A 24,125-nucleotide genomic window follows, 5' to 3' on the forward strand; every position below is an offset into this window, starting at 1 on the left:
AGTTATATTGTGACAAAATTGTGAACGAATGAATTTTTGATTATAGCTGCTTCAAAACTGGAAAAGATGGTGAATATCAAAGATGAAGGAGTGATACCGATCGAAGCTCATATGAACGCCGATGATGTCATTGATCAGATTCGAAGATTACACCAAAAAGGAGAATCTTTGAATAAGAAAAGTATCAAAAAATCTCATCCCGAGCTGATGCAAAACGCACTCTACTATTACCCAAGTTGGGACCATGCCTTGCAAAAAACAGGGATACAGTAACCAACTGCGATGCTGCAACAACGCCAAGATGCTCACCATATGCATAAACGACTTCACCGTCCTTCTAATAAGACGAACAGCGTTTAAGCGAGAAATATAAGAACAGTTTATTCGTAAAACTAATAAATTCTTATATTTTAAGAAAAAAGAACCGGCAGGCCTGCTTTATGCGGAACCTGTCGGTTCTTTGTTGTGAACGCATGGTGTATTTATATTCGCGGAATCAATGCGATGACGAGCCGCAGAAATTTATCCTTCACGCGTTCCGTCGTCTCCATCACTTCCTGATGGGATAGCGGTTGATCCAGAATGCCCGCCGCCATATTGCTGATGCATGAAATCCCGAGTACCTCAAGACCAGCATGACGAGCGACGATGACCTCTGATACGGTAGACATGCCGACAGCATCCGCCCCCAAGGTGCGCAGCATACGTATCTCCGCAGGCGTCTCATAATTCGGACCTAGCAGACCGGCATAGACACCCTCCTGAAGCGGTATGCGCTCAGCCTCCGCAACGTCCTTCGCAATGGTTCGCAGACGGCGAGTGTAGGCATCCGACATATCTGGAAATCGAGCGCCCAGCTTATCATCATTCGGTCCAATCAACGGATTCTGACCTGTCAGATTCAAATGGTCTTCAACCAGCATGAGATCGCCTGGATGATACGCCGTATTGACGCCGCCTGCCGCATTGGTCACGAGCAGTGTCTTGACGCCAAGCGCCTTCATGACTCGGACAGGGAAAGCTGTCGCTTGCGGTCCATAGCCCTCGTACATATGGAATCGACCCTTCATCATCACAACAGTACGCCCATCGATTTCACCTATTAGCAATTCTCCTGCATGCCCTTCAACCGTTGAAATTGGGAAATGCGGTATTTCACCATAAGGAATAACGACGCCTTGTTCAACCAAATCCGCTAAAATACCTAGACCTGATCCCAGGATTAACCCTACTTCCGGTGCGGTCGTAATTTTCGCCGAGATATAATCGGCGGCTTCTCGAACCATCTCATACGTTAATGATTTCACCAGATCTCCCCTCTCCCATGCTGGATCATAAATCTTGCCACTTACATCTTTATTGCAGCTGTTGCAAGAAACTCGTACCATGATATGGCGGTTTCACGTCGAAGTTCTCCGCGATTGTCGCGGCCAGATCGGCGTAAGTCGATCTCACACCAAGCGAAGCTGGATGCTGCAGTGCCGGATTGTAGACCAGAAGCGGCACGTATTCACGGGTATGGTCCGTTCCCGCGTGAATTGGGTCATTCCCATGATCCGCTGTAATCACGAGCAAATCGTCCTGCCCGATCCGCTGCATAATTTCAGGCAACCGCTCGTCAAAGGCTTCAAGCGCATGACCATAGCCCTCAGGATCGCGACGATGACCGTATAACGAATCGAAGTCGACCAAATTCGTGAACAAAAGGCCTTCGAATGCTTGATCAAGCGCATCGATCGTCTTCTGAATGCCGTCATCATTGCTCTTCGTGGAGTGTGATGCCGTCACCCCTTCCCCGGAGAAAATATCATTGATCTTGCCTACCGAAATAACATCTCGTCCCGATTCTTGTATTGCATTCATCACGGTTGGCTCTGGCGGCTTCACCGCATAATCATGACGATTCGGTGTCCGCTTGAACGCACCCGGTTGACCTACATAGGGCCTTGCGATCACGCGGCCGACAGAGAATTCAGGCGCCATCGTCAGACGACGGGCAATTTCACAGGCGCGATACAATTCATCGAGCGGAATGATATCTTCATGTGCCGCCAGTTGGAACACACTGTCGCCTGATGTATAGACGATCCAGGCGCCCGTACGCATCTGCTCTTCGCCGAATTCATCCAGAATTTCAGTTCCTGAAGCCGGCTTATTCGCCAGTACCTTACGCCCCGTCTCTTCCTCGAATTTTGATATCAACTCGGCAGGAAATCCATTCGGGTATGTATTGAATGGCTTATTGATCTTCAGTCCCATGAGCTCCCAGTGTCCGGTCATGGTATCCTTGCCTACAGAAACCTCTGCCATTTTCCCGTAATATCCCGTGGGAGAAGCTGCCGGCGCAACTGAACCGAGCGGAGCGATATTCCCGAGTCCTAATGCAGCCATGTGAGGCAGCTTAATATTCGGCATACGCTCAATAATGTGCCCTAGTGTATGGGAACCACGATCCCCGAACTTATCGGCATCGGGCAGTTCTCCAATCCCGACGCTATCGAGCACAATAACACAGATACGCTTGAAAGATTTTTTCTGACTCATCGCTGTTCAACATCCTTTCTGTCTCGTCATCAAGTCAATCGCGCTCTTGGGTGCGCATGCTCATACACATCCTTCATGCTGCGCTTGGAAGGCAGCATATACATCTGTGTTGTAGAAATATCCGCATGTCCAAGCATCTCTTGCACCGAGCGCAAATCCGCACCGTTAGCTATCAAATGGGCAGCGAACGAATGCCTTAACGTATGCGGGGTAATTTCATGTGTAATCTCGGCTTCCTTCGCATACTTCTTCATAATTTTCCAGAATCCTTGCCTTGTGAGCCGTGTCGACAGCTGATTGACAAATAGTGCTTGCTCCATCCTATTGTCCTTCAGCAATTTCTCACGACATTCATGAATATATTCTGCTAAATGCACGGCGGCAATTCGCCCAAGCGGAATAATCCGTTCTCTGCCATTTCCCGCGGTACATCGGATAAAGCCAAGATCCAAATGAACATGCTCCATATCCAGCGAGATGAGCTCCGTCACCCGGATACCAGTCGCATAGAGAACTTCGAGCATCGCCTTATCTCGTATGCCTTGCAATGTATCGCTTGACGGCGCATTTAACAGTCTCTCGATCTCCGCAATCGTTAATACATGTGGTGCCTTCTTCTCCAAGCGTGGCGCTTCCATGTCAATCGAGGGATCCATCAAAATCCGTTGATGGCTTAGCAAGTAATGAAAAAAAGACCGTATCGATACAATATTGCGCGACAAAGTCGACGGCGCGCGTCCAAGCTGCTTCATGTACATGATGTACTGCGCAACATCCGTCTTCTTAACCGCTCCAATATCGTCAATTTGCCGATTCTGATTCATATAGGAAATAAACTGCGTGAGATCGCGTTCATACGATTCTAGCGTATTCCGAGATAATCCCTTTTCCTCCGAGAGAAAATGTATAAAGGCTCGCAGATGTTTGTCCATTCAATCAAGCTCCCTTACCATTATCATCTCTATTTTATTTCAACATAGAGTCTCTAATTTCCTGCATTTGAACGGGTTCACTCGCCGTACCAATAAAAAAGTTTCAATCTTTCCTTCATCGATTCCGATTCGACCTCAGACATATCCTGATGGAAAACCTTCATCGCCTTACCTTGCGGCTCGCGGTAACGATCAACGGGCGTAATCCATGTGGACACAATATTCAGAACTTGAACCATGAAATACGTAAACGCGAGGAATAGAATTAAGAAGCGGAGCCGCTCCAGCCACTTGCGAACGGAGAATATCATATTATCCACCTGCTTTACGACAAAGTTATTTACCTCATCGTATGACAAGTCCTGTGAATTTATGATCCCTCGCAAGAACAGAAGAAGCCCCATCCTCTTAGATATTCAGCGGCGCATAAGGTTTACCTACCGCCTCCGCTACAGCTCTGTACGTCACCTGACCTTTATACGTATTCACACCGAGTGCAAGAGCAGCGTTACCTTGTAAGGCAGCAACCAGCCCTTTACTCGCAATTTCAAGCGCATAAGGAAACGTTACATTCGTTAATGCAAAGGTTGATGTACGTGGTACTGCGCCCGGCATATTCGCAACGGCGTAATGAATAATACCGTGCTTCTCATAGACGGGATTGTCATGCGTTGTAACCCGGTCAATGGTCTCGATCGATCCACCTTGATCGACAGCCACATCCACGATGACGGCGCCTTTTTTCATCGTACGTACCATCGCATCGGTTACCAACCGCGGCGCACGCGCTCCGGGAATTAATACAGAACCGATTAATAAATCGGCGTGCTTCACCGCTTCGCTTATATTGTGCTGATTCGACATCAGCGTCTTCAGCCTGCCGCCGAACAGATCATCCAAATAACGCATCCGATCCGCATTGCGCTCAATGATCGTGACGCTAGCGCCAAGTCCGATAGCCATTTTCGCCGCATTGGTTCCTACGATCCCCCCGCCAAGAATCACAACTTCCCCTACGGGCACGCCTGGAACGCCACCGAGGAGAACGCCACGCCCGCCAAAATAAGCCTCAAGGAAGTGCGCGCCGACTTGCACGGACATGCGGCCTGCAACTTCACTCATCGGTGTTAGAAGCGGCAGACTGCCATTCGGGAGCTGGATCGTCTCATAGGCGATTCCGGCAACATTCTTCGCGAGCAGCGCATCCGTTAATCCGCCTGCAGCCGCAAGATGCAAATAGGTAAATAGGATTTGATTGTCTTGGAATCGGTCGTACTCCTCGGGCAGCGGCTCCTTCACCTTCATGATCATCTCGGCTTGCTGCCATACGCGGTCCACGGAAGTAACGACAGCCCCCGCTGCTTCATATTCCTCATCCGTGAAGCCACTTCCTACGCCGCAGCCCTGCTCGACGAGCACCTTGTGGCCGCTGCCAATCAACTGCGCTGCGCCTCCCGGAATAAGCGCTACACGATATTCATTATTTTTGATCTCCTTCGGAACGCCAATAATCATTCGAATTCCTCCACTGTCATCATAATAATCAGGCTATCGCCCTGTAGCACCCCATGTCTTTCGTCCACATACGCTAATGGTAGTTCATTCGTTGAAAAGGTGGGATTGAAGCCTCATGGGGAAACTGCATGCCGTACTTGCTGCTGCGATTGAAACAAAGGCTACGAAGCACAGTCAGCGGAAAATCATCATTTTTAAAGACAACAAAAGCTATAATCAGTGTGTGCGTTTTTTGAAAAACAAAAACATCATTCCGCTGAAACAAGTAAAATCAGCACGAATGGTCTGCTGCCATGTCCGAAATCCGAGGCAACTGCAGGGTCTGTCGAAGCATCCTAGCGTTCACAGTATCGAGACTGATGTTCCTGTCAAAGCGCATGGCAGGGTAAAGCACATTAAGTCCGCACAGCCCTCATTGTCGCGTCCCTTCAAAATCCCATGGGGGATCCAGCGTATCAAGGCCCCTCAGGTATGGCCCACTTCACTTGGCCAAGGAATTCGTGTAGGCATCATCGATACGGGTATCGGACCGAGTACCGATTTGTTGGTCTATGGCGGGATCAATACGATCAATAATAAGAAGTCCTTCCGAGATGATAATGGCCACGGGACATTTGTTGCTGGGATCACAGCCGCCCGTGGGAAGCGTAACATGATTGCGGGCGCAGCTCCGTATGCTAAATTATATTCGATCAAGGCATTGGATGCTTCTGGCAGCGGCTTTGTCTCCGATATTATTGAAGGGGTCGAATGGTGCATCCAGCACCGGATTCGAATCATCAATATGAGTCTTGGACTCAATCAGCCTAGCCCTGCCCTTCGCCGTGTTGTTCGCAAAGCGAATCGAAAAGGCATTGTCATTGTCGCTTCTGCAGGTAATGGCGGCAAAAGCGCCGGAGGAATCGATGAGCCCGCGAAATACCCCGAAGTCATCGCTGTCGCTGCTTCCAATAAACGCAACAAAATCGCAAATTTCAGCAGCCGCGGGAAAGGGATTGACCTGACGGCTCCAGGCGCAAATATCGTATCGCTGAAGATCGGCAATGGCACGACCACCGGTTCAGGCACTTCCTTCTCTGCGCCGCATGTCACAGGCAGCTCCGCCCTTCTCCTCCGCATCAACCGTCGCCTAACACCAAATCAAATTAGTCGATTAATGACATCGACGGCCGTGAAGCTGAAGGGCTTCTCTAAGCAAGCCCAAGGCGCCGGGCTGTTGCAAGTGAATCACGCAGCACGCAAACTTATGATTGCCAGCAAGGAGCGCAAGCATTAGGTAGATTCTTGATGTTCCGTAAGCGTAAGAGTGCACAAAAAAAGCTCTTCGCGTCTCATGACGAGACCGAAGAGCTTCTGTGTTAGGAATCTGTTCCTTTATTCTTTTCCTTTTCCTTGCATCTGCTGCATATGCCTTGAAAGTCAAGCCGATGGTCAATTACGGTGAAATTGAACTCTGCTTCTAGACGTTCCTCTAGTGGTCCAAGCCAATCTTCACGAATCTCATCCATGGCTCCACATTGAACGCAAATTAAATGATGATGGTGGTGTTTGTTACTGTCCGTACGCAGGTCGTAACGGGCAACCCCATCGCCGAAATTTAATTTCTCAACAACATGCAGTTCGCTGAGCAGCTCAAGGGTTCGGTATACAGTTGCCAATCCGATTTCAGGCGCTTTGTCTTTCACGAGCATAAAGACATCTTCGGCACTGAGGTGATCTTCCTCGTTCTCGAGCAATACTCGGACTGTCGCTTCACGCTGCGGGGTTAGCTTATAACCTTGCGATTGAAGCTGCTGCTTAATTTTATCGATCCGCTCTTCCATCTTGCCCCCCCTTTACACCTTTCCGCATGCCTTTTCATTGTTTTCATTATAGGGGGTTAAGGCGAATAAAGTCAATTCATTTACTAGATTCGATCCCTTACACGACCTCTAAGAGCATCGGAGCAACCCATTGCATCAGAGTCGGAGAGACGAAGGTCTCAAACGCCGAAATCCCGAGCAATGTGACAGCCATGGTCGCAGTTAAAGTGACATACGTTAGAAATGGCTGCTTAATCATGAATTTGCGGCGCACCATCACGCGGCTGCGGATCATATACAAGGAGAACGATATGGCGGCGACGCTGACAATGAAGAGCACTGGAATGGCGATCATGTTCTGCGGCGCGATGGAGACGAGGGCAAATAAGACCCCTTTCCATGCAAATTGTCCTGCGAGCAACCCCACTGAAAATCCGATTAAGACCCCTTTGACGAAATCCAATACCAGAATAAACGGTAAGCCAACAACGGACAAGCCCAGCACCCAGATCAAGAGCACCCATTTCATATTGTCAAATGCGCTCGACCAGAAGGTCTGTGAAGCATTCGTTACGCCCTTCCCATCCATTGTATGAATGAAATTACCAACGTACCCGCTTAGTTCCTGCTGCTGCTCGAGCGAGAGTGCATTGACCATCAACGCCCCGAATACGACCCCTACAATAAATAAGACGGCCACAAAAACATATAAACTCATTTGATCGCGAAATGTCTGGCGAATTAACTGCACCATGGTTGTTCCCTCCCCGAATAATCCCTTGTAGATGTTGTTCAATCAGAAGCACAACCCGCCGACTTTTTGAACACACACTTGTACTACAAACTCTGTTACTAGATTATGAGAGAGAACGATAGAGTATGATTAATGTTTCGTCGATTTTCATATTTTCGTAATTTTGCCGTATGTGCCCCCGCCGCCTGCTACGATGCCAAGATTACCGGTTCGCGCTTGGATGATCTCATCTGCTAGCAAATCTCCGACCACCTCTGCCAGCTCTTCTGCCTTTGCCCGGTGCAATATATGCATCTCCGTCCCAAAACGAGCCAATAGCGCTTCACGCTTCTTCGGACCGAATCCAGGCAAAAATTCAAGCGGCACCTGATAATGGTATGGCGGACGGTAATCAGGCAGGATTGGGGCATCACGATCTGCAATATCACAGATACGGTCCATCACACCCCGAACGAACTTGGCTGCACCGCAATACGGGCATCGAGCCGCTGTAGACGCAGCTTCATCAATGATCGATTCACATTGCTTGCAGTACGTTCGATGGTATTTGCCAAGCCTTGGGTTGAGCCCATAATTCGCTGCGACATGCCTACCCGCTTCCCTGCGAAGCACACGGGCAAACTCCTCGAAATTCGGTGCTGCCATCTGCAGCACATTATATTCTCTGCCGATCTTCGCTAGGGAATGCGCATCGGAATTCGTGAGGAACGAGTATCGATCCAGTTCCGATATTAATCCTGCCATCTCTGAATCTGCGCTTAATCCCAGTTCAACGCCATCAATGTGATCCAGGTCGAGCAAATCTGCCATCCGTGCAGAACAGCTTCCGTAAACACTCTTATGCGGTGTGAAAATATGCGCTGGCACAAACAATCCGCCGCGAGAAACGATCTCGGATTGCAGCTCTCGCGCAGTCACATAAATACGCTGCGAGCTAAGCTCGACATTTTTCATATGCTGAGACATCCAGACGGTGAACTCCTGCATATCAGCAAGGGTCGGCAAATAGATCAGCAGATGTGCTGCGCCCATGCCAGGATCACGTACCTCAATTTCACTTCCGAGCAAGATCGTCGTATCTTTGTAACGTATCCCTCCGCCAGCGACCTCTTCCATCTCGCCTCGATTCAGGCAGCGCATAATATCCGTCTGCACAGAAGGCGCATGACAATCGATGATGCCTATCAGTTCAATGCCCTTGCGGTTGGCCGCCTCATGCCCAATATTCGCAAACGTCAAATCCCGGCTCCCACTAATCTTCACCGCATTCCCCTGCTCGGTTCGGCCAATATGAATATGAAGATCGGCAAAGTAAGGTCGAAGCTCTTCTTGCCTTATATCGCTCTGGATCATCCGAGTTGCCCTGTTAATGTGTAGAGTTTCCAGGCATAGACCGCCATCATCGTCTTTGCGTCACGAATACGTCCGTCCGCGATATATTGTTCCGCTTGCGCAAGCGTAATCACTTTCGCATCTACGAATTCATCCTCATCGAGGTGAACCTCGCCTTGCTCGAGTTCTTCCGCTAGGTAGAGATGAATGATCTCATCGGCGAACCCTGGGACGTATAGAATGAGCTATGATGCCGAATATGACCACAGCGATATCCCGTCTCTTCTTCTAACTCTCGGCGAGCCGCATCCATCGGATCTTCCCCAGCATCCAGCTTCCCTGCCGGGATCTCAACTAGGGATCGACCTAACGGTTTACGATACTGTTCGACGACCAACATGCCCTCGGGAAGCAGCGCAAGAACACCAACAGCCCCAGGGTGCTTCACTATTTCTCGCTTCGCAGTGTTCCCGTCCGGAAGGCGAACGGTATCCACTTGCAATGAAATAACTCTCCCTTGAAAGACGGGCTCTGTGCTAATTGTAACCTCTTCGAATTTCTCCAACTGATCCGTCATCTTCTCAGCACTCCTTATTTATTTCTAATTTTCGAATAGGGCTGCATAACTTGTCCCCTGTGCTCATATGACTGAATTATATCAAATTTGCAAACCCAAAACCTTAATCTCAGGGGGACAATCGGAATGAAAATGTATGTCGCACAGGAACAAATGCAAATGGTCGGTAAAGCATGGGAAATTCGCCATCATCTTCGCGAGCTGCATAAAAACAACGATCGTCATACATCCTTGCATTCCCTTATCCAAGCTCGGATATCCCTTTCGCCTAAAAACCCAAAAACTCCCTAACGATGGAACGCATCGTTAAGGAGTTTAGACACATTATTTTACTAATTTGACGATTTCGATGACCAGCTGGGTCAAGCTCACCATATCTTCAATCTTAATTCGTTCTTTGGTCGTATGAATATCTTCATAACCTACGGATAAGTTAACCGTTGGGATCCCAAAGCCGTTGAAAATATTTGCATCGCTGCCGCCGCCTGTATGGAACGTTCGCGGTGTCTTACCGATATTCTGAATCGCCTTCATGGCCAGTTGTACTACTTCATCTTGCTCCGTGTATTTGTAAGCAGGATACAGAATCACATGCTCGAATTCCGCACGCGCCCCCATATCAGCCGCCGCCGATTCCAAGGCCTCTTTCATCGAAGCGACTTGCGCTTCCACTTTGTCTTGGACAATGCTGCGCGCTTCTGCATCGATCTGAACAAAGTCGCACACGACATTCGTTGCGCCGCCGCCCTCGAACTTCCCGATATTGGCTGTCGTCTCGTGATCAATACGTCCTAATTTCATACGTGAAATCGCTTTGCTTGCCACTTGAATCGCACTAATGCCATCCTCTGGATTCACGCCCGCATGCGCAGACTTTCCATAGATTTTCATGAAGATTTTCGCTTGCGTAGGTGCAGCGACCGCAATGCCGCCGATTTCACCGTTCGAATCAAGCGCGTAGCCATACTTAGCCACCATGTGCTTCGCATCCATTGAACGCGCACCGTACAATCCAGACTCTTCGCCTACGGTAATGACAAATTGAATCGGTCCATGCGGGATATGATTCTCTTGCATCACTTGAATCGCTTCGAACATCGCAGCAAGACCTGCTTTGTCATCCGCGCCGAGAATCGTCGTGCCATCGCTTCGTATGTACCCGTCTTCTCCGATGCTAGGCTTAATCCCCTTTCCTGGAGTCACCGTATCCATATGTGACGTGAAGAAAATCGTCGGGAGATGTTCCTGTCCAATCGTTGCCGGAAGCATCACGAACAAGTTCCCCGCCCCATGACCTGTTTTCTCTGCAGCATCATCTTCTGTCCACGATAAGCCGAGATCCGTGAACTTCTGTTTTAACACCTTGGAGATTTCTTGTTCATATTTCGTCTCACTATCCACTTGAACCAGGTTGATAAATTGCTGCACTAATCGTTCTTGTTGTACCATCAGACTTCCCTCCCGTGTCTTCATGCGTTAAAATAGAACTCAACCCGACAAACTCAAACATTCAACTCTAGTTAAAGGAGAATCCATCCACAATGAATCAAAAGAAATGGTTTCGCGTTGTCATTTATATTATGCTGGCCGCTATGGTAGGATCAACCCTCTTCATGGTCATTGAGCCGTTCCTATACTCCTGATGACGGCTGGACAAGTTCAAATCCGAACTCATCTAAGAAGTATGGAGTGATCTCGGAAGCGACTTGCTCCACGGTAAACGGCAAATTCGTTATATCTTCGAGCGAAGTGACGCCGTACTGCTGAATGCCGCAAGGGACGATTCCCGTGAATCCTTCATGTTGGATCCCGGATTTAATGTTAAAAGCAAATCCATGGCTCGTCACGAAGCCGCGCCGGTGTCTGCGTTTATTGAACTTGACTCCGATCGCGGCTATTTTCATATCTCCAACCCATACACCCGTATATTCAGGCTTACGGCTTCCCTCGATATTGTATTTTGCCAGATAATTAATAATGACTTGCTCCAAATGTCTTAAATATCCGCGCAAATCAAGCTTTTCCCCATCCAAAATGACAAGTGGGTACCCCACCAATTGTCCTGGACCGTGGTATGTGATATCGCCGCCGCGATCAATTTCGAATACAGTAATACCCTTTTCCTGCAATTCAGACTCATCTAGTAATAAATGTTCTGGATGACGCTGCGAACCAATGGTGTAGGTCGGCGGGTGTTCGAGCAGGATCAGAGAAGAGGGAACCTCTTCTCGATCGATTTGCTTCACAAGCGATTTCTGCATATCCCACGCTTGACCGTATTCCATCATCGGATAGTAATGGACCTGTAGTGTCTGACTCATGTTATTGTTTCACACGCTTTCCAAAGTACACTTATAGGTTGTTCAAAAAGTCATCTTTTGATCACGAAGTATTTCATGTAGCCAATCGACATCGAATCTTGCCCTCACCCTCGAAGTCCGGTACTCATTTAGGTTTTGCCTAAACTCCGTGCCTCTAAAATTCGAAGAAAAACTCGCTACGGAAGCATAGGCCCTTCGCGTTCACGCAACCTGAGCATATTCTTACGATGTAAGTTTTCTTTGAAAACTTTCAGGTGCTGAAAAGCCGACTTTCTGAACAAGCAAATTTAGTACAATTTAGTATCGAGATCATAACTTTCCATATTCTCTTTGACACGCTGCAAAAAGCGGCCGCAAATGACGCCGTCTAGAATCCGGTGGTCAAGCGACAGACAAAGATTCGCCATCGAGCGAACCGCAATCATGTCGTTAATCACGACAGGACGTTTGACGATCGATTCGAAGGTCAGAATCGCCGCTTGCGGATAGTTGATGATCGGATAAGACAGAATGGAGCCAAAGGACCCTGTATTGTTAATGGTAAACGTTCCGCCTTGCAGGTCATCTAATTTCAATGTCCCTGCACGTGTCGCTTTCGCAAGACGATCCGCTTCACGCGCTAGTCCGGCAATATTCAGCGTATCGGCTTTTTTAATGACCGGCGTAAGAACCGAATCTTCCGTGCCGACCGCAAGGGATAAGTTAATATCCTTCTTCACGATGATTTTATCAACCGCCCAGACGGAATTGATGATCGGATAGTCTTTGATCGCATTGACAACAGCTTTAAGCAAGAACGCCAGATATGTGAGGTTAATGCCTTCCCGACGCATGAACTCTTCCTTGTATTTGTTCCGCAGTACCACAAGATTGGTCACATCCACCTCAATCGTCGTCCAAGCATGCGGAATTTCGGTTACACTTTGACGCATGTTGCGTGCAATGGTGTTGCGAATTGGCGTTACATCGATGAAATACTCATTGCTCCCGACTGTCTGTTGTTTCTCCACTTCGATCTTCGGAATGCGCGGTGACTCGGACAAATGCAATCCTGAATGACGAACGGGGACGACAGGATTGAAGGATACCCCTTGATTCGATACTGGAGCCGACTCTGCTGCTGTATTTTTGCTGGCCGATTGGCCTTGTTCCACGAACTGAAGAACATCTTTCCGTGTAATGCGACCGCCTAATCCGGTTCCAATCACTTGATTCAGGTCAACACCATGTTCACCAGCAAGTTGTTGTACAGCCGGTGAATAACGGTGTCTCATACTCTGATCGCCTTGTAATACAGGCTCTTCGCTCGAAGCCGTGCCACCAGACGTTTCCGGTGCCGCTTCCACTCCTGTACCTGCAACTTCCACATATGCAATCACTGTGCCCACATCAACCGTCTCTCCGGCTTCCACGAGAATCTCACGCAGAATCCCTTCTACAGTTGATGGCAGCTCAGCGTTAACTTTATCCGTAAGGACATCACAGAGGGGCTCATACTGCTCCACTGGATCTCCAGGCTGCTTCAACCACTTTCCAATCGTTGCTGATACGAGCGATTCAGCGAATTGCGGCATCGTAATCTCTACGAATGTAGTAGGTTTTGACATACTCTCATCTCCTGAACTTTTTCAATATACGTATCGCAGAGCCAAGCGATCAAACCATGAGAAAACCTCTAACGGGGCACGTCAATGTGCGACCGCGTATAGAGGTAGGTTGAATCGCCAATTAGGATCTGAAGGTTCCCTTAGCTGCGAAATTTTATTGTGGTTAGAATAATGCCAGCTTGCGCATTGCCTCTTGGACTTTATCTTTATTAAGCATGAAGAACCGTTCCATTGGCGGACTAATTGGCATCGCAGGGACGTCTGGACCGCATAGGCGCATGATAGGCGCGTCTAGCTCGAATAGCATTTCCTCGGAAATAATTGCGGATACTTCAGCTCCGACGCCGCCTGTTTTGTTATCCTCATGGATGATGAGCACTTTTCCCGTCTTCTTCGCAGCTTCAAGAATCGCTTCTTTATCGAGCGGCTGGATGGTACGCAAATCTAGAATATGTGCGCTAATGCCTTCCTTCGCAAGGTCCTCAGCTGCTTGCATCGCAAAATAAAGAGGAAGACTATAACTAATGACGGTAATATCCGTTCCTTCACGAAGGACATTGGCTTTGCCGATCGGCACGACATAATCGTCCTCCGGAACGTCGCCTGTAATCAGCTTATAACATTTCTTATTCTCAAAGAAAATAACCGGATCCGGGTCACGAACCGCTGCTTTGAGCAGCCCCTTCGCATCATACGCAGAGTACGGAGCGATAATCTTCAGCCCAGGCGTTCCGAAAAAGACAGATTCAGGGCATTGGGAATGATACAATCCGCCAAAGATCCCTCCGCCGATCGGTGCACGAATCACGACAGGACATGTCCAATCGTTATTCGAACGATAGCGGATTTTAGCCGCTTCACTAATGATTTGATTGGTCGCTGGGAACATGAAATCCGAATACTGCATTTCGGCGATCGGCTTCATGCCAACCATTGCTGCCCCAATCGCCACGCCCGCGATCGCTGATTCTGCTAAAGGTGTATCAAGTACTCTTGCTTCTCCAAATTGATCTAATAGACCTTTTGTCGTCGTGAATACGCCGCCTTTCTTTCCGACGTCTTCTCCAAGAAGAAATACATTCTCATCGCGTTCCATCTCTTCTCGCATCGCAAGACGAATGGCATCAATATATTCCATAACTGGCATTATGCATTCACCTCTCCCTCTTCCGCATACACGTGAAGCAGCGTATCTTCCGGTTTCGGGAATGGCGCATTGTCTGCATATTCCGTTGCTTCTTTGATTTGCTTCGCAATTAGGGCTGTCAGATCAGCCTCTTGTTCTTCCGACCAGATTCCGCATGACACCAAATAGTTCTTGAATTGAACGATCCCGTCTTTCTTCCGGTTCTCTTCCACTTCTTCCTTTGTTCGATAGAGCAGATCATTATCCGATGTCGAGTGCGGTGAGAGACGATACATCATGGCTTCGATTAAGGTTGGTCCTTCGCCGGCAATCGCACGCTCGCGCGCCTCCTTCACGACACGGTAGACCTCCAGTGCGTCATTCCCGTCGACTTGGAAACCTGGGAATCCGTAACCTAGCGCACGGTCACTCACTTTGCCAGCCAACTGTTTATGTACCGGCACCGAAATCGCATATTGATTGTTCTCACACATAATAATGACAGGCAATTTATGGACACCTGCGAAGTTGCAGCCTTCATGGAAATCTCCCTGATTGCTTGATCCTTCGCCAAATGTAACGAATGACACATGGTCTTGCTTCTTCATCTTGGCTGCAAGCGCAATACCCACAGCATGCGGCACTTGGGTTGTTACAGGACTTGAGCCCGTTACAATCCGCAGCCGTTTGTGACCGAAATGACCCGGCATTTGACGTCCGCCGCTGTTCGGGTCCTCTGCTTTGGCAAAGAGCGATAACATAAGCTCCTTCAAAGACATGCCTGCAGCAAGGACAAATCCATAATCCCGATAATAAGGAAGGAAATAATCTTTCTCGCGATCCAAAGCGAATGCAGCAGCCACTTGCGCTGCTTCTTGTCCAATCCCTGATACGTGGAAATTAATTTTCCCCGCCCGCTGAAGGACAAGACAACGCTCATCGTACATTCTAGCCATACGCATATATTTGTACATATCAATGACTTGCTGATCGTTTAGTCCAAGCAATTCATGTTTTGATTGTTGTTGTACGGAAGTTTCTGAATTCACGTAAACACCATCCTTTTTCTTCCCGTTTGGTTTTATAACCTGGTACTAAGACTAGGAGATAAACTTATTATAATCCCTTTTCAGAAAAAAAGAAAATGTTCTTTAATCCAGACTTGTCTAGATACTCGTTGCTTTCCCATCAATCGCAAGCATGGCTTCGCCCATAATTTCCGACAACGTTGGATGCGGGTGAATCGATTGGCCTACTTCCCATGGCGTCGCATCTAGAATCTGAGCAAGTACAGCTTCCGAGATTTGGTCGGTAACATGAGGTCCAATCATATGAACACCTAGAATGTCATTGGTCTCTTGATCCGCAATGACCTTCACGAACCCGTTGTTATCGCCGTAGACCAAAGCCTTGCCAATCGCTTTATAGGAGACTTTCGCTACCTTCACTTGTCTGCCTTGCTCGATCGCTTGCTTCTCCGTCCAACCTACACTTGCAACTTCAGGTCGAGTATAGATGCAACGCGGTACGAGATGCGATTCTGCTTGATGCGGATGGAGACCTGCAATACGCTCCGCTGCCACGATCCCTTCGTGGGCTGCTGCGTGTGCTAGCTGTAGACCTCCGATCACATCGCCAACAGCATAGATATGCGGTTCGGTCGTCTGCATATATTCGTTCACGACGATCACGCCGCGATCCACTTTGATATCTGTATTTTCAAGTCCAATCTGGTGGACATTCGCTTGTCGACCTACAGATAAGAGGAGCTTCTCAGCTTGGAGCGTCTCTTGCGATCCTTTCACCGTGACTTGAATATGAACGCGGCCCTGTTCGGTACTATAACTCTCAGGATGGAGCGTTGCTCCTGTAAGCACACGAACACCGCGTTTTTTAAGTAATCGCTGTAGCTCACTGCCTAGCTCTTGATCTTCTGTCGGTAATAAGTGAGCAGCCATCTCAACGACGGTCACTTCAACGCCAAAGTCGCTCAGAAGGGACGCCCACTCCGCGCCAATGACGCCGCCGCCAACGATAATGATCGACTTCGGCAGCTCCTTCATATCAAGCGCTTCATCACTTGTCATCGCATATTGGCCATCAATCTCAATACCTGGCAGCGTCCGAGGACGCGAACCTGTCGCAATGATCAAATTCGTCGGAACAATCGTCTCCATCTCACCATCCTGCAGCTCTACCGCCACAGCACCGCTCTTCGGCGAGAAAATCGACGGCCCAATCACGCGTCCCTTACCTTGAATTACATCAATTTTATTTTTTTGCATGAGGTACACTACGCCGCGATGGAGCTGATTCACGATCCCTGCTTTGCGCTGCTGGATTTTATCAAATTGTACGGAAATATTGTCCGCATAGATACCAAATTGCTCACGTTCCTGGAGCGTCGCGAACACTTCTGCACTCCTTAAAAAGGTTTTGCTCGGGATACAGCCACGATGAAGGCATGTGCCACCGAGTAAATCTTGCTCAATGATCGCCACTTTCTTACCGAGTTGGGCTGCGCGTATCGCTGCCGTATAGCCGCCAATCCCGCCACCAAGTACTGCTACATCATAATTCAATGCCATCGTTTCTCGAACCTCCCGGGTATGTAAACATTCATTTCATCTTCGTTTTCCTGTGACTATTGTACCTTGTTTTGAGGTGTTTACCAAGTGAGCTTCTTTCATTAGACAACCTATCCTATCCATTGTATGATAGAAATATATACAAATTCAGGGTGAGGGCAAGTTATGAAACTAATGATCTCTAGATTTATCGCAATATTGCTGCTCGTAATCCCCGGTCTCGCTGCGACCTACGGATTTCTGCTTATGAAGGATGCTTTATTCAACTATTTCTCAGACCATGGCAATACTGGCATATCGCCGGACTTTACATGGCTGCCATTCCTTGGCGGGCTTGTCCTCTTTGCCTTCGGTATCGTCTTCATTGGCGGATGGACATTTTATCGCGACCGTAAACGCAATTATGTCGCACCGCGATTTAAGAAGAAACGTGCGAGATCGCAAGGATAACACTTGCTTTGCGGTAGAATTCCATAATTTATGATCTATTAGCCCCTTGCTTCAAAGCCATCGTCTTTTGTGACGTGAGCGAAGTAAGGGGTTTATTCATCTTCTTTTTCGACGTTTTTTTCTTGGGCTTTACCGCTGCTTCCAAGGCTTCGAACAATGCTAATGAATCATCTGTCAGATTGTTCGGAGAGAATGCGCCCTCTGCTGCCCAGTAGAGGTTCCCAGCGACGCAACAAGCCCCCTGATTCCATTGCTGGTTCAGAGGGCTTACCCCATTTATGCTAGTTCTATTGAACGACACTACCGCCGAACAAGAAGCGATGTTCCCAAGCTGTATTCTTGATCGTATCAACGCGGACGCCGCCTGATTTCTTTGAATAGGTATGTAAAATTTGATTATTGCCTAGATAAATCCCAACATGAGTGATGCGTTCTGTATCTTTATTCACACCGCTATAATTGGATGCCTTGGAGCCTTTGTACGACATGAAGAACATAAGATCGCCACGTTTCAAGGAGCTAATGCTCTTCTTCGCTGTCGAATTGCTCTTGACCCAAGCACCCTGCTTACGGGAGTCCGAAGGCAATACGATTCCTAACGCTTCTTTGTAGGCTTGTCTCACAAAGTCAGAACAATCAAACGTTGACGTCGTATTCCGATTCGAACCGAACTCATAAGGAACACCTAAATACTTCATTCCTGTCGAAATGGCCTTCTCCACGCGTGAAGAGGACGAAGTTGGCGGAGTTGTTGGTGGAGTAGTAACTTGACCGCCGATATCGATGTATTTATTGCTTGAACTTATGTACCCTACCTTACCTTCGCCATCCCATACTTGCAGCCAGTTTGCATCAACTTTTTTCAGGATGCCTACGACATGACCAGCTTTTAGGTTCTTAATGATCTTTCCGTTCGTCGATGGCGCGTTTCTTAAATTAACGCTGGCTACAATGCGTCCAGATTCCGCATTTCCCGTAATATTAAGGTATTTGGAAGCTGTACTCAAATAACCGATATTTCCTAAGCTATCTTGCGCATGATACCAGCTTGCATTCGCTTGACCAAGAATCGTTATTTTCTCGCCAGTTGGTAAATTACGGAGTACTTTCGTTGCTGTAGATGGCCCTACGCGCAGGTTGACCTGATTTTTCACTGTTGCAAGTTTGGCACCCGCTGCAGCTTTCTGAACCGCTCTAGATGATACTGCGGAATAGGTTGTCACTTCTTCCAAATCCGGTACATCCGGGTCACTTTCGTCTTCAAGCGAGTTCAGTGTGTTCGAAGCTTGTACCCCATTCGCTTTCTGATTAGCGGCTGGCGCGCTAGCTGCACTGATTGTGGTTGCGCCCATTTGGAATGCCATCGTACACATAATAAGGCCTAATAACATCTTTTTCATGATTATGTATCCTCCTAGTTGTCCGATCCTGCGATTCGCAGTATCGCTTATGAATGTGATGTGATTGGATTAATACTGTTAAAATATTGCAACAATAACTTTTACTATTTAGTTGTTTGATTCACTTCCATTTACTCTATTAACTATACCAGTCGTCTTCCAAACCTACTATCGGACTAAATTCATATTAGTTACGTTTTTGTAACTTTTATTTTAGGACTTTAGTCGTTAAAACCACTTGATTATGTAAATGAATGTTAGATACTGGATTGCATAAAATAATGAAAAATTACAATATTGTAAATTAAAGATTGAAATAGGAAATAATATCTAGCAAAAATGTGGGAAATGTATCGCCATATCATGTGCATGAAAATCCTATTTCGAGGAAACCTAAGGCTGTTATGGAATAAAGGAGGTGTCTACATGAATCAAAATTCCCACAATCAAGCTTCGAAAGCGGATGTCCAATCCACGGAGCTGAATAAACTGCCTGTTGCGAACAAATCCGATACGGAATTTTCGGCCGAAGAAGCGGCTGAAGCTTTTACAAATCAGTCTTCGGCTGCTGCACAATCTACAAATGATCAACAATAAGCATTTGAACCACACAAAAAAACCGTCCAGTATCCTAAACTGAACGGTTTTCTTCATGAAGAGACCTTTATAGATGAACGATCTCACCGCAAATTTGACATTCTAATGCAGGAGCATCCGCACGAAGGACATGACCATGCTCATCGTAGATAGTATCTTTAATCTGCTCCATCTGATCAACAGCTCCACATTCGGGGCACACGCTACGCTGTGCAGTTGGTGCTGATACGTTAAGCTGGGGCATCCCCGCAGTTGCAAATCCCCCCGTAGTTACGACACCCGCATGCTCTGCTCTAGCATCATGGTTCATGATCGAGAGCATTTTCATTGATTTAACCTCTTCCTTCAAACCGTTTATATCTGACTTCAGCTCTTGTGTCATTCCGTTCTGTTTGAGACAAAAATCGAGAATCACATTTAATTTCTCATCCAACGCATGGATTTGCCGTGTAAGATCCGTTAATTTCTGTTCTATATTCGATTCATGTGATTCCATTTCCATTTACTCTCCCTATGCCAATAATAGTAGGTTATGATAATCAAGTTTAACTGACATGATACAGGAAATGCAGCAGAAAATCCAACATATCGCTACACTGTCCCCCACTCTATTCTCTGCCGACATGTATATACTGATTACAACAATATAGTAAAAGAAGGTGATAGATTTGGCATTGCACGAGCGTCTCATTCAAGAGTTCATACAGGAACTCCATCAGATGAACAATCAACTCAGAGATATCTTAACAGAAGTACAACATAATAATGTGCAAATGAAGGAAATCTATCAAACCTATCGCGACAATCACGACACGCTTCGTTCGATCACGAACAACTTGCATGATTATCAGGGTATCATCGATTACCAAATGGCACATGCTACGCTAGACGATCGTGAGAAAATATCGACCATGAAACGATTGATAACAAACATCAGCAGTGTGCTAGATCCGGATATGACGGGAATCAGCGCGTTGAATACCATCCCAATTACTTCTGATGATGCTCCCATTTACACCAATTCTAAATCCTTCCTTCAATATCTCGCAGAACTAACGAACTTAGGAACGAATACAACCAGTCGATTGTATTATCGATTAGGTTTTCTAGAGAATGTATCCACAACGACGCAACAATTTCTAGATGAAGGCTTCACAACAGAACCTGCCGGTGTAAATGCGAATGGCTTGATTCTTCAGGTCTTCTCATCCTCTACGAATGATTCCGCAGCAGGAACCAGCGCACAGAAAGTGTTTATTAGTGGAATCGACGCTAACGGGCTAAGAGCTAACGAGACCGTCACCATGTCAGGCACAACAAGGGTTAACACGGTAACAACTTGGAAGTATCTCGATTTCTTCTGCATTACCCAAGTCGGAACCTATAATGGCACAGCTGCTGGCAATATTAGCTTGACCAATACAGCCGAGACAACCACCTTCGCCTCCATACCTACGGGTCGCCGTTCGTGCGAAGCGGACGAATCCATGTGCCTGTGAATGGGAGAGGCTATATTCATCAATGGGTATTTGGCTCCTTCAAGAATGACGTTTCCTTCGAGCTGCTCGTCACGCCGAATACGGACAAGAATACAGTAATCGGACGCTCCGCTACCAATACTACCGGTCAGAGTACAAATATTTTATTTCCTGCCCCAATCTATATCCCATCCAATGGTCGAACGACCGTGCAAGCAATCGCCGCTGGTACTGTGAATCAAGCCGATACCAGCTTTAGTATTCATATGGAAACCATCTAGCTGACATGTGAAAAGGCTGCAAAATCGCAGCCTTTCTTAATTCAATATCATATGCTAACCTTGCTCAGTCCGCAATTTATCTGTGACCATCATGATCATTCTGGAATTATCCTGTGTATTTAATGGTCATTTTTGAACCTATTTGATTGATAATCACCCAGCCATTCGGTCATGGAGTACCGATCAGAACGGTGACTGTAGCGCCTATGGGGGCTCCAATGAGGTTTTTGATCCACACTACACTGCTTGCGGCAGCTTCTGCAATAGGTGAGAGTACACTCACGTTCACACCTAGCGAAATGCTCAACAACAGCGCAAGTATCATCACCCTGGATATACCTCATTTGATCATTGATAAGGCATCCCTTCTCTTATTTATCTACATAAAAACACCGCTAATGTAGTGATTATCATCAACCAATACATTAGCGGTGGTGTTCATTTATGATCTTGTGGCCATCTATACGTCTTAGCTCACCTTATGCTCAATCCGCAGCTTATCCGCCACCATCGCGATGAACTCGCTATTCGTCGGCTTCGACTTTGAGATGTTGATCGTATAACCGAATAAGTACGAGATGCTGTCGATGTTGCCGCGCGTCCAAGCCACTTCAATCGCATGGCGAATCGCGCGCTCGACGCGGGAAGGCGTTGTCTTGAATTTCTCAGCAATCGCAGGATACAATGTCTTCGTAATCGCACCGAGAATTTCGATGTTATTGTAGACCATGGTAATCGCTTCGCGTAAATATTGATATCCTTTGATGTGGGCAGGTACACCAATTTCATGAATAATGGATGTGATATTCGCGTCTAAGTTCTTACCGCCCTTGGCGATCGGCACCACATTGCTAGACGATTTTACGGTATTCGAGATTGGCATACTGCTAGCGGAGGAACTCAGGCTCTGCGAGCCCACCAATTGACGAACACGATTCGCAAGAATTTCCAGATCAAACGGTTTAAGTATGTAATAGGAAGCTCCAAGCTGTACGGCGCGTTGTGTAATATTTTCTTGACCAAATGCCGTCAGCATAATAACTTTTGGTTGTGGACTCAAATTCATCTCACGCAACCGTTCTAGAACGCCAAGTCCATCCAGATGCGGCATAATAATATCTAGAATAATCACATCAGGAACCTGACGGGATTCTTCAATGATACGTAATACTTCCTCCCCATTATAAGCTATGCCTGCTACGCTCATATCTCCTTGCTCCGAAAAATACTCTGCCAACAAGTTCGTAAATTCCCGGTTGTCGTCTGCTAATAACACCTCGATCTTTTGCACACGATATCCTCCCTTAATCCTTGTAAAATTTTCTTTTTTTACCTGTCCGAGAATAGAAATTCGACATACACCATTAAATTCCTTCTGTCGAATAATTATTTTCTTTATTTTTTTCACAAAATATTTTATAATGATTATTTTGCTACAATTCACTACATCGTTCGCTTCGATTCGACAAAAAATAAAATCTTAAGGCAGCTAGCTCGCCTTAAGATTTGAGTTCGAGGATCGCAGCATCACGCCTGCGTCCTGCAGCATCCATTCAATAAAGCAGCCATAGCCGGATTTCGGATCATTGACGAATACATGAGTGACGGCGCCGATTAATTTCCCATTCTGAATAATTGGACTACCGCTCATGCCTTGTACAATCCCACCCGTCTTATCAATCAACCGCGGGTCAGTAATGCGAATCACCATGCCTTTGGTCGCTGGACTTGATTGGTGCGTCACATGCGCAATTTCAATATCAAAGCGTTCCACTTGTTGCCCCTCAATAACGGTAAGAATCTGCGCTGGACCGATCTTCACATCCTCGGCAAAAGCAACCGGAATTCCTTCTTTAAACAAACTGTGATCGGGATTCTCTTTCATTTTACCAAAAATACCGAAATGCGTGTTTCGCTCAACATTCCCAAGAACTTTGCTTTCTTTGAGGAAATACGCTTTCTTCTCACCGGGTTCCCCGTTCTGGCTCTTCGAGATGGAGGTAACGTTCGATTGAACAATTTCGCCATCCCCAACCACGATCGGGGTCTGCGTGTCCATGTCCGTAATGACATGCCCTAGGGCGCCGAATACGCCCTGATCCGGAGCATAAAAAGTCAGCGTCCCAACACCAGCGGCCGAGTCCCGAATATAGAGTCCAAGACGCCAAGTCTTCTCCTCTACATCATAAGCGGGAACAAGCTTGGTCGTGAACTCGGATTGATTCCGCTTGATCGTCAGCTCGATCGGCTGTTTGGACTCGCCGGCGGCATTCACAATCGGAGCAACTTTGGTGACATCATTGAGATACTTCCCATTCATCCGTGTAATTAAATCACCCATCTGAATGTTCGCATCCTCGCCAGGTGACACTTTACGCTGTCCCTTCACGGCAACCAGATGATGTCCGACAACCAGAATACCGGCTGATTTCACTTTGACACCTATGGTCTGACCGCCTGGGATGACTTTCAGATCAGGAACAACATTCACTTTTACGGTCTTCAACGGAATTTTGCCGAATAAACGTAGCTTCAGTTCCGCTTGACCGCTCTGCTGCGTCTTCAGACGAATCGGCTCCCTCAAGGAGACGTTCTGAGACGGCTGTGCTGTTCCATTCACCTGAATGACATCAGGCCGATCAATCACCGCCTGCGCCATCACCGGCATATCCAGCCGGAGTTCCTTCTGTTGTCCCGAGAATAACCTAATTTCGCTCGGAAACGTTGAGAAATACTGAAAAGGTGCCGTTGTACTAAGCATACAAACGAAGAAGACAAGTAAAAGACCAAAAAATCTTTTGCTCTGCTTGGAGTTCAAGAT

General features: G+C 47.2%; 26 protein-coding genes and 1 pseudogene. 8 read left to right on the forward strand and 19 right to left on the reverse strand.

What is annotated here, in order from left to right:
* Positions 1-66 precede the first annotated feature (66 nt).
* On the forward strand, positions 67-273 hold the full coding sequence (locus GCU39_RS13620) for a hypothetical protein (protein WP_193727021.1): 207 nt from the start codon (positions 67-69) through the stop codon (positions 271-273).
* A 209-nt stretch (positions 274-482) separates the two neighbouring features.
* Here GCU39_RS13620 and GCU39_RS13625 read toward each other — a convergent pair whose 3' ends face one another.
* From GCU39_RS13625 to ald, 5 genes are all read right to left on the reverse strand, one after another.
* A complete protein-coding gene (locus GCU39_RS13625; protein WP_152397233.1) occupies positions 483-1,286 on the reverse strand; it encodes a purine-nucleoside phosphorylase in 804 nt (267 codons plus the stop codon).
* 70 nt (positions 1,287-1,356) lie between these two features.
* On the reverse strand, positions 1,357-2,544 hold the full coding sequence (gene deoB, locus GCU39_RS13630; protein ID WP_152394025.1) for a phosphopentomutase: 1,188 nt from the start codon (positions 2,542-2,544) through the stop codon (positions 1,357-1,359).
* Positions 2,545-2,573: 29 nt separating this feature from the next.
* Positions 2,574-3,476, reverse strand: a complete 903-nt coding sequence (xerD, locus tag GCU39_RS13635) for a site-specific tyrosine recombinase XerD (protein ID WP_152394026.1) — start codon at positions 3,474-3,476, stop codon at positions 2,574-2,576.
* Between the two features lie 77 nt (positions 3,477-3,553).
* Positions 3,554-3,787, reverse strand: coding sequence for a DUF4227 family protein (locus GCU39_RS13640; RefSeq protein ID WP_152397234.1), 234 nt, complete (start codon positions 3,785-3,787; stop codon positions 3,554-3,556).
* Between the two features lie 97 nt (positions 3,788-3,884).
* Entirely contained in the window at positions 3,885-4,991 is a 1,107-nt protein-coding gene (gene ald / locus GCU39_RS13645) for an alanine dehydrogenase (protein WP_152394027.1), read from the reverse strand.
* A 115-nt stretch (positions 4,992-5,106) separates the two neighbouring features.
* Here ald and GCU39_RS13650 point away from each other — a divergent pair, with 115 nt between their 5' ends.
* Positions 5,107-6,267 carry a S8 family peptidase gene (locus GCU39_RS13650; protein WP_152394028.1) on the forward strand — a complete coding sequence of 387 codons (1,161 nt, stop codon included), beginning with the start codon at positions 5,107-5,109 and terminating at the stop codon, positions 6,265-6,267.
* A gap of 82 nt (positions 6,268-6,349) precedes the next feature.
* Here GCU39_RS13650 and fur read toward each other — a convergent pair whose 3' ends face one another.
* The 4 genes and pseudogenes from fur to GCU39_RS13670 form a co-directional block, all read right to left on the reverse strand.
* The gene (gene fur / locus GCU39_RS13655; RefSeq protein ID WP_152394029.1) at positions 6,350-6,814 is read right to left on the reverse strand and encodes a ferric iron uptake transcriptional regulator; all 465 of its coding nucleotides are present in this window, start codon (positions 6,812-6,814) and stop codon (positions 6,350-6,352) included.
* A 97-nt stretch (positions 6,815-6,911) separates the two neighbouring features.
* Entirely contained in the window at positions 6,912-7,547 is a 636-nt protein-coding gene (gene spoIIM / locus GCU39_RS13660) for a stage II sporulation protein M (protein WP_193726919.1), read from the reverse strand.
* Positions 7,548-7,694: 147 nt separating this feature from the next.
* Entirely contained in the window at positions 7,695-8,900 is a 1,206-nt protein-coding gene (locus GCU39_RS13665) for an endonuclease Q family protein (RefSeq protein ID WP_152394030.1), read from the reverse strand.
* Positions 8,897-9,456: pseudogene (locus tag GCU39_RS13670) on the reverse strand (NUDIX domain-containing protein). Before GCU39_RS13670 ends, GCU39_RS13665 begins: the two are co-directional and overlap by 4 nt.
* A gap of 126 nt (positions 9,457-9,582) precedes the next feature.
* Here GCU39_RS13670 and mciZ point away from each other — a divergent pair.
* On the forward strand, positions 9,583-9,747 hold the full coding sequence (mciZ, locus tag GCU39_RS13675; RefSeq protein ID WP_152394031.1) for a Z-ring formation inhibitor MciZ: 165 nt from the start codon (positions 9,583-9,585) through the stop codon (positions 9,745-9,747).
* A gap of 33 nt (positions 9,748-9,780) precedes the next feature.
* Here the strand turns inward: mciZ and GCU39_RS13680 are convergent, their stop codons facing one another.
* Positions 9,781-10,905, reverse strand: coding sequence for a M20/M25/M40 family metallo-hydrolase (locus GCU39_RS13680; protein WP_152394032.1), 1,125 nt, complete (start codon positions 10,903-10,905; stop codon positions 9,781-9,783).
* Positions 10,906-10,997: 92 nt separating this feature from the next.
* Between GCU39_RS13680 and prli42 the strand changes: the two genes are divergently transcribed.
* Positions 10,998-11,099: a stressosome-associated protein Prli42 gene (gene prli42 / locus GCU39_RS13685; RefSeq protein ID WP_152394033.1), complete on the forward strand. Its 102-nt coding sequence runs from the start codon at positions 10,998-11,000 to the stop codon at positions 11,097-11,099.
* Here prli42 and lipB read toward each other — a convergent pair.
* The 5 genes from lipB to lpdA all read right to left on the reverse strand — a co-directional run bounded on the left by lipB (position 11,088) and on the right by lpdA (position 17,098).
* Positions 11,088-11,777 carry a lipoyl(octanoyl) transferase LipB gene (gene lipB / locus GCU39_RS13690; RefSeq protein ID WP_152394034.1) on the reverse strand — a complete coding sequence of 230 codons (690 nt, stop codon included), beginning with the start codon at positions 11,775-11,777 and terminating at the stop codon, positions 11,088-11,090. The two genes, prli42 and lipB, sit on opposite strands and share 12 nt — an antisense overlap.
* 287 nt (positions 11,778-12,064) lie before the next feature.
* Positions 12,065-13,384, reverse strand: coding sequence for a dihydrolipoamide acetyltransferase family protein (locus GCU39_RS13695; RefSeq protein ID WP_152394035.1), 1,320 nt, complete (start codon positions 13,382-13,384; stop codon positions 12,065-12,067).
* Between the two features lie 163 nt (positions 13,385-13,547).
* The gene (locus GCU39_RS13700; RefSeq protein WP_152394036.1) at positions 13,548-14,531 is read right to left on the reverse strand and encodes an alpha-ketoacid dehydrogenase subunit beta; all 984 of its coding nucleotides are present in this window, start codon (positions 14,529-14,531) and stop codon (positions 13,548-13,550) included.
* Complete coding sequence (locus GCU39_RS13705; RefSeq protein ID WP_152394037.1) at positions 14,531-15,559, reverse strand: thiamine pyrophosphate-dependent dehydrogenase E1 component subunit alpha; 1,029 nt, start codon at positions 15,557-15,559, stop codon at positions 14,531-14,533. The genes GCU39_RS13700 and GCU39_RS13705 overlap by 1 nt, the downstream gene beginning before the upstream one ends.
* 117 nt (positions 15,560-15,676) lie before the next feature.
* Positions 15,677-17,098 carry a dihydrolipoyl dehydrogenase gene (gene lpdA / locus GCU39_RS13710; protein WP_152394038.1) on the reverse strand — a complete coding sequence of 474 codons (1,422 nt, stop codon included), beginning with the start codon at positions 17,096-17,098 and terminating at the stop codon, positions 15,677-15,679.
* 165 nt (positions 17,099-17,263) lie between these two features.
* Between lpdA and GCU39_RS13715 the strand changes: the two genes are divergently transcribed.
* Complete coding sequence (locus tag GCU39_RS13715) at positions 17,264-17,548, forward strand: DUF2627 domain-containing protein (protein ID WP_152394039.1); 285 nt, start codon at positions 17,264-17,266, stop codon at positions 17,546-17,548.
* 287 nt (positions 17,549-17,835) lie between these two features.
* Here the strand turns inward: GCU39_RS13715 and GCU39_RS13720 are convergent, their stop codons facing one another.
* Positions 17,836-18,948: a C40 family peptidase gene (locus tag GCU39_RS13720; protein WP_152394040.1), complete on the reverse strand. Its 1,113-nt coding sequence runs from the start codon at positions 18,946-18,948 to the stop codon at positions 17,836-17,838.
* Between the two features lie 426 nt (positions 18,949-19,374).
* Between GCU39_RS13720 and GCU39_RS31520 the strand changes: the two genes are divergently transcribed.
* Positions 19,375-19,545, forward strand: a complete 171-nt coding sequence (locus GCU39_RS31520; protein ID WP_193726920.1) for a hypothetical protein — start codon at positions 19,375-19,377, stop codon at positions 19,543-19,545.
* 67 nt (positions 19,546-19,612) lie between these two features.
* Here GCU39_RS31520 and GCU39_RS13725 read toward each other — a convergent pair whose 3' ends face one another.
* Entirely contained in the window at positions 19,613-20,041 is a 429-nt protein-coding gene (locus GCU39_RS13725; RefSeq protein WP_152394041.1) for a hypothetical protein, read from the reverse strand.
* Positions 20,042-20,213: 172 nt separating this feature from the next.
* Between GCU39_RS13725 and GCU39_RS13730 the strand changes: the two genes are divergently transcribed.
* Positions 20,214-21,044, forward strand: a complete 831-nt coding sequence (locus GCU39_RS13730; RefSeq protein ID WP_193726921.1) for a hypothetical protein — start codon at positions 20,214-20,216, stop codon at positions 21,042-21,044.
* Positions 21,014-21,304, forward strand: coding sequence for a hypothetical protein (locus tag GCU39_RS13735; RefSeq protein WP_152394043.1), 291 nt, complete (start codon positions 21,014-21,016; stop codon positions 21,302-21,304). The genes GCU39_RS13730 and GCU39_RS13735 overlap by 31 nt, the downstream gene beginning before the upstream one ends.
* 469 nt (positions 21,305-21,773) lie before the next feature.
* On the opposite strand, the gene spo0A is transcribed toward GCU39_RS13735, so the two are convergent.
* Positions 21,774-22,595: a sporulation transcription factor Spo0A gene (gene spo0A, locus GCU39_RS13740; RefSeq protein WP_152394044.1), complete on the reverse strand. Its 822-nt coding sequence runs from the start codon at positions 22,593-22,595 to the stop codon at positions 21,774-21,776.
* 198 nt (positions 22,596-22,793) lie between these two features.
* Positions 22,794-24,122: a SpoIVB peptidase gene (gene spoIVB / locus GCU39_RS13745; RefSeq protein ID WP_152394045.1), complete on the reverse strand. Its 1,329-nt coding sequence runs from the start codon at positions 24,120-24,122 to the stop codon at positions 22,794-22,796.
* Between the last annotated feature and the right edge of the window lie 3 nt (positions 24,123-24,125).

It is taken from the genome of Paenibacillus guangzhouensis (genome assembly GCF_009363075.1).
In the GTDB taxonomy this organism is placed as follows: Bacteria; Bacillota; Bacilli; order Paenibacillales; family Paenibacillaceae; genus Paenibacillus_K; species Paenibacillus_K guangzhouensis.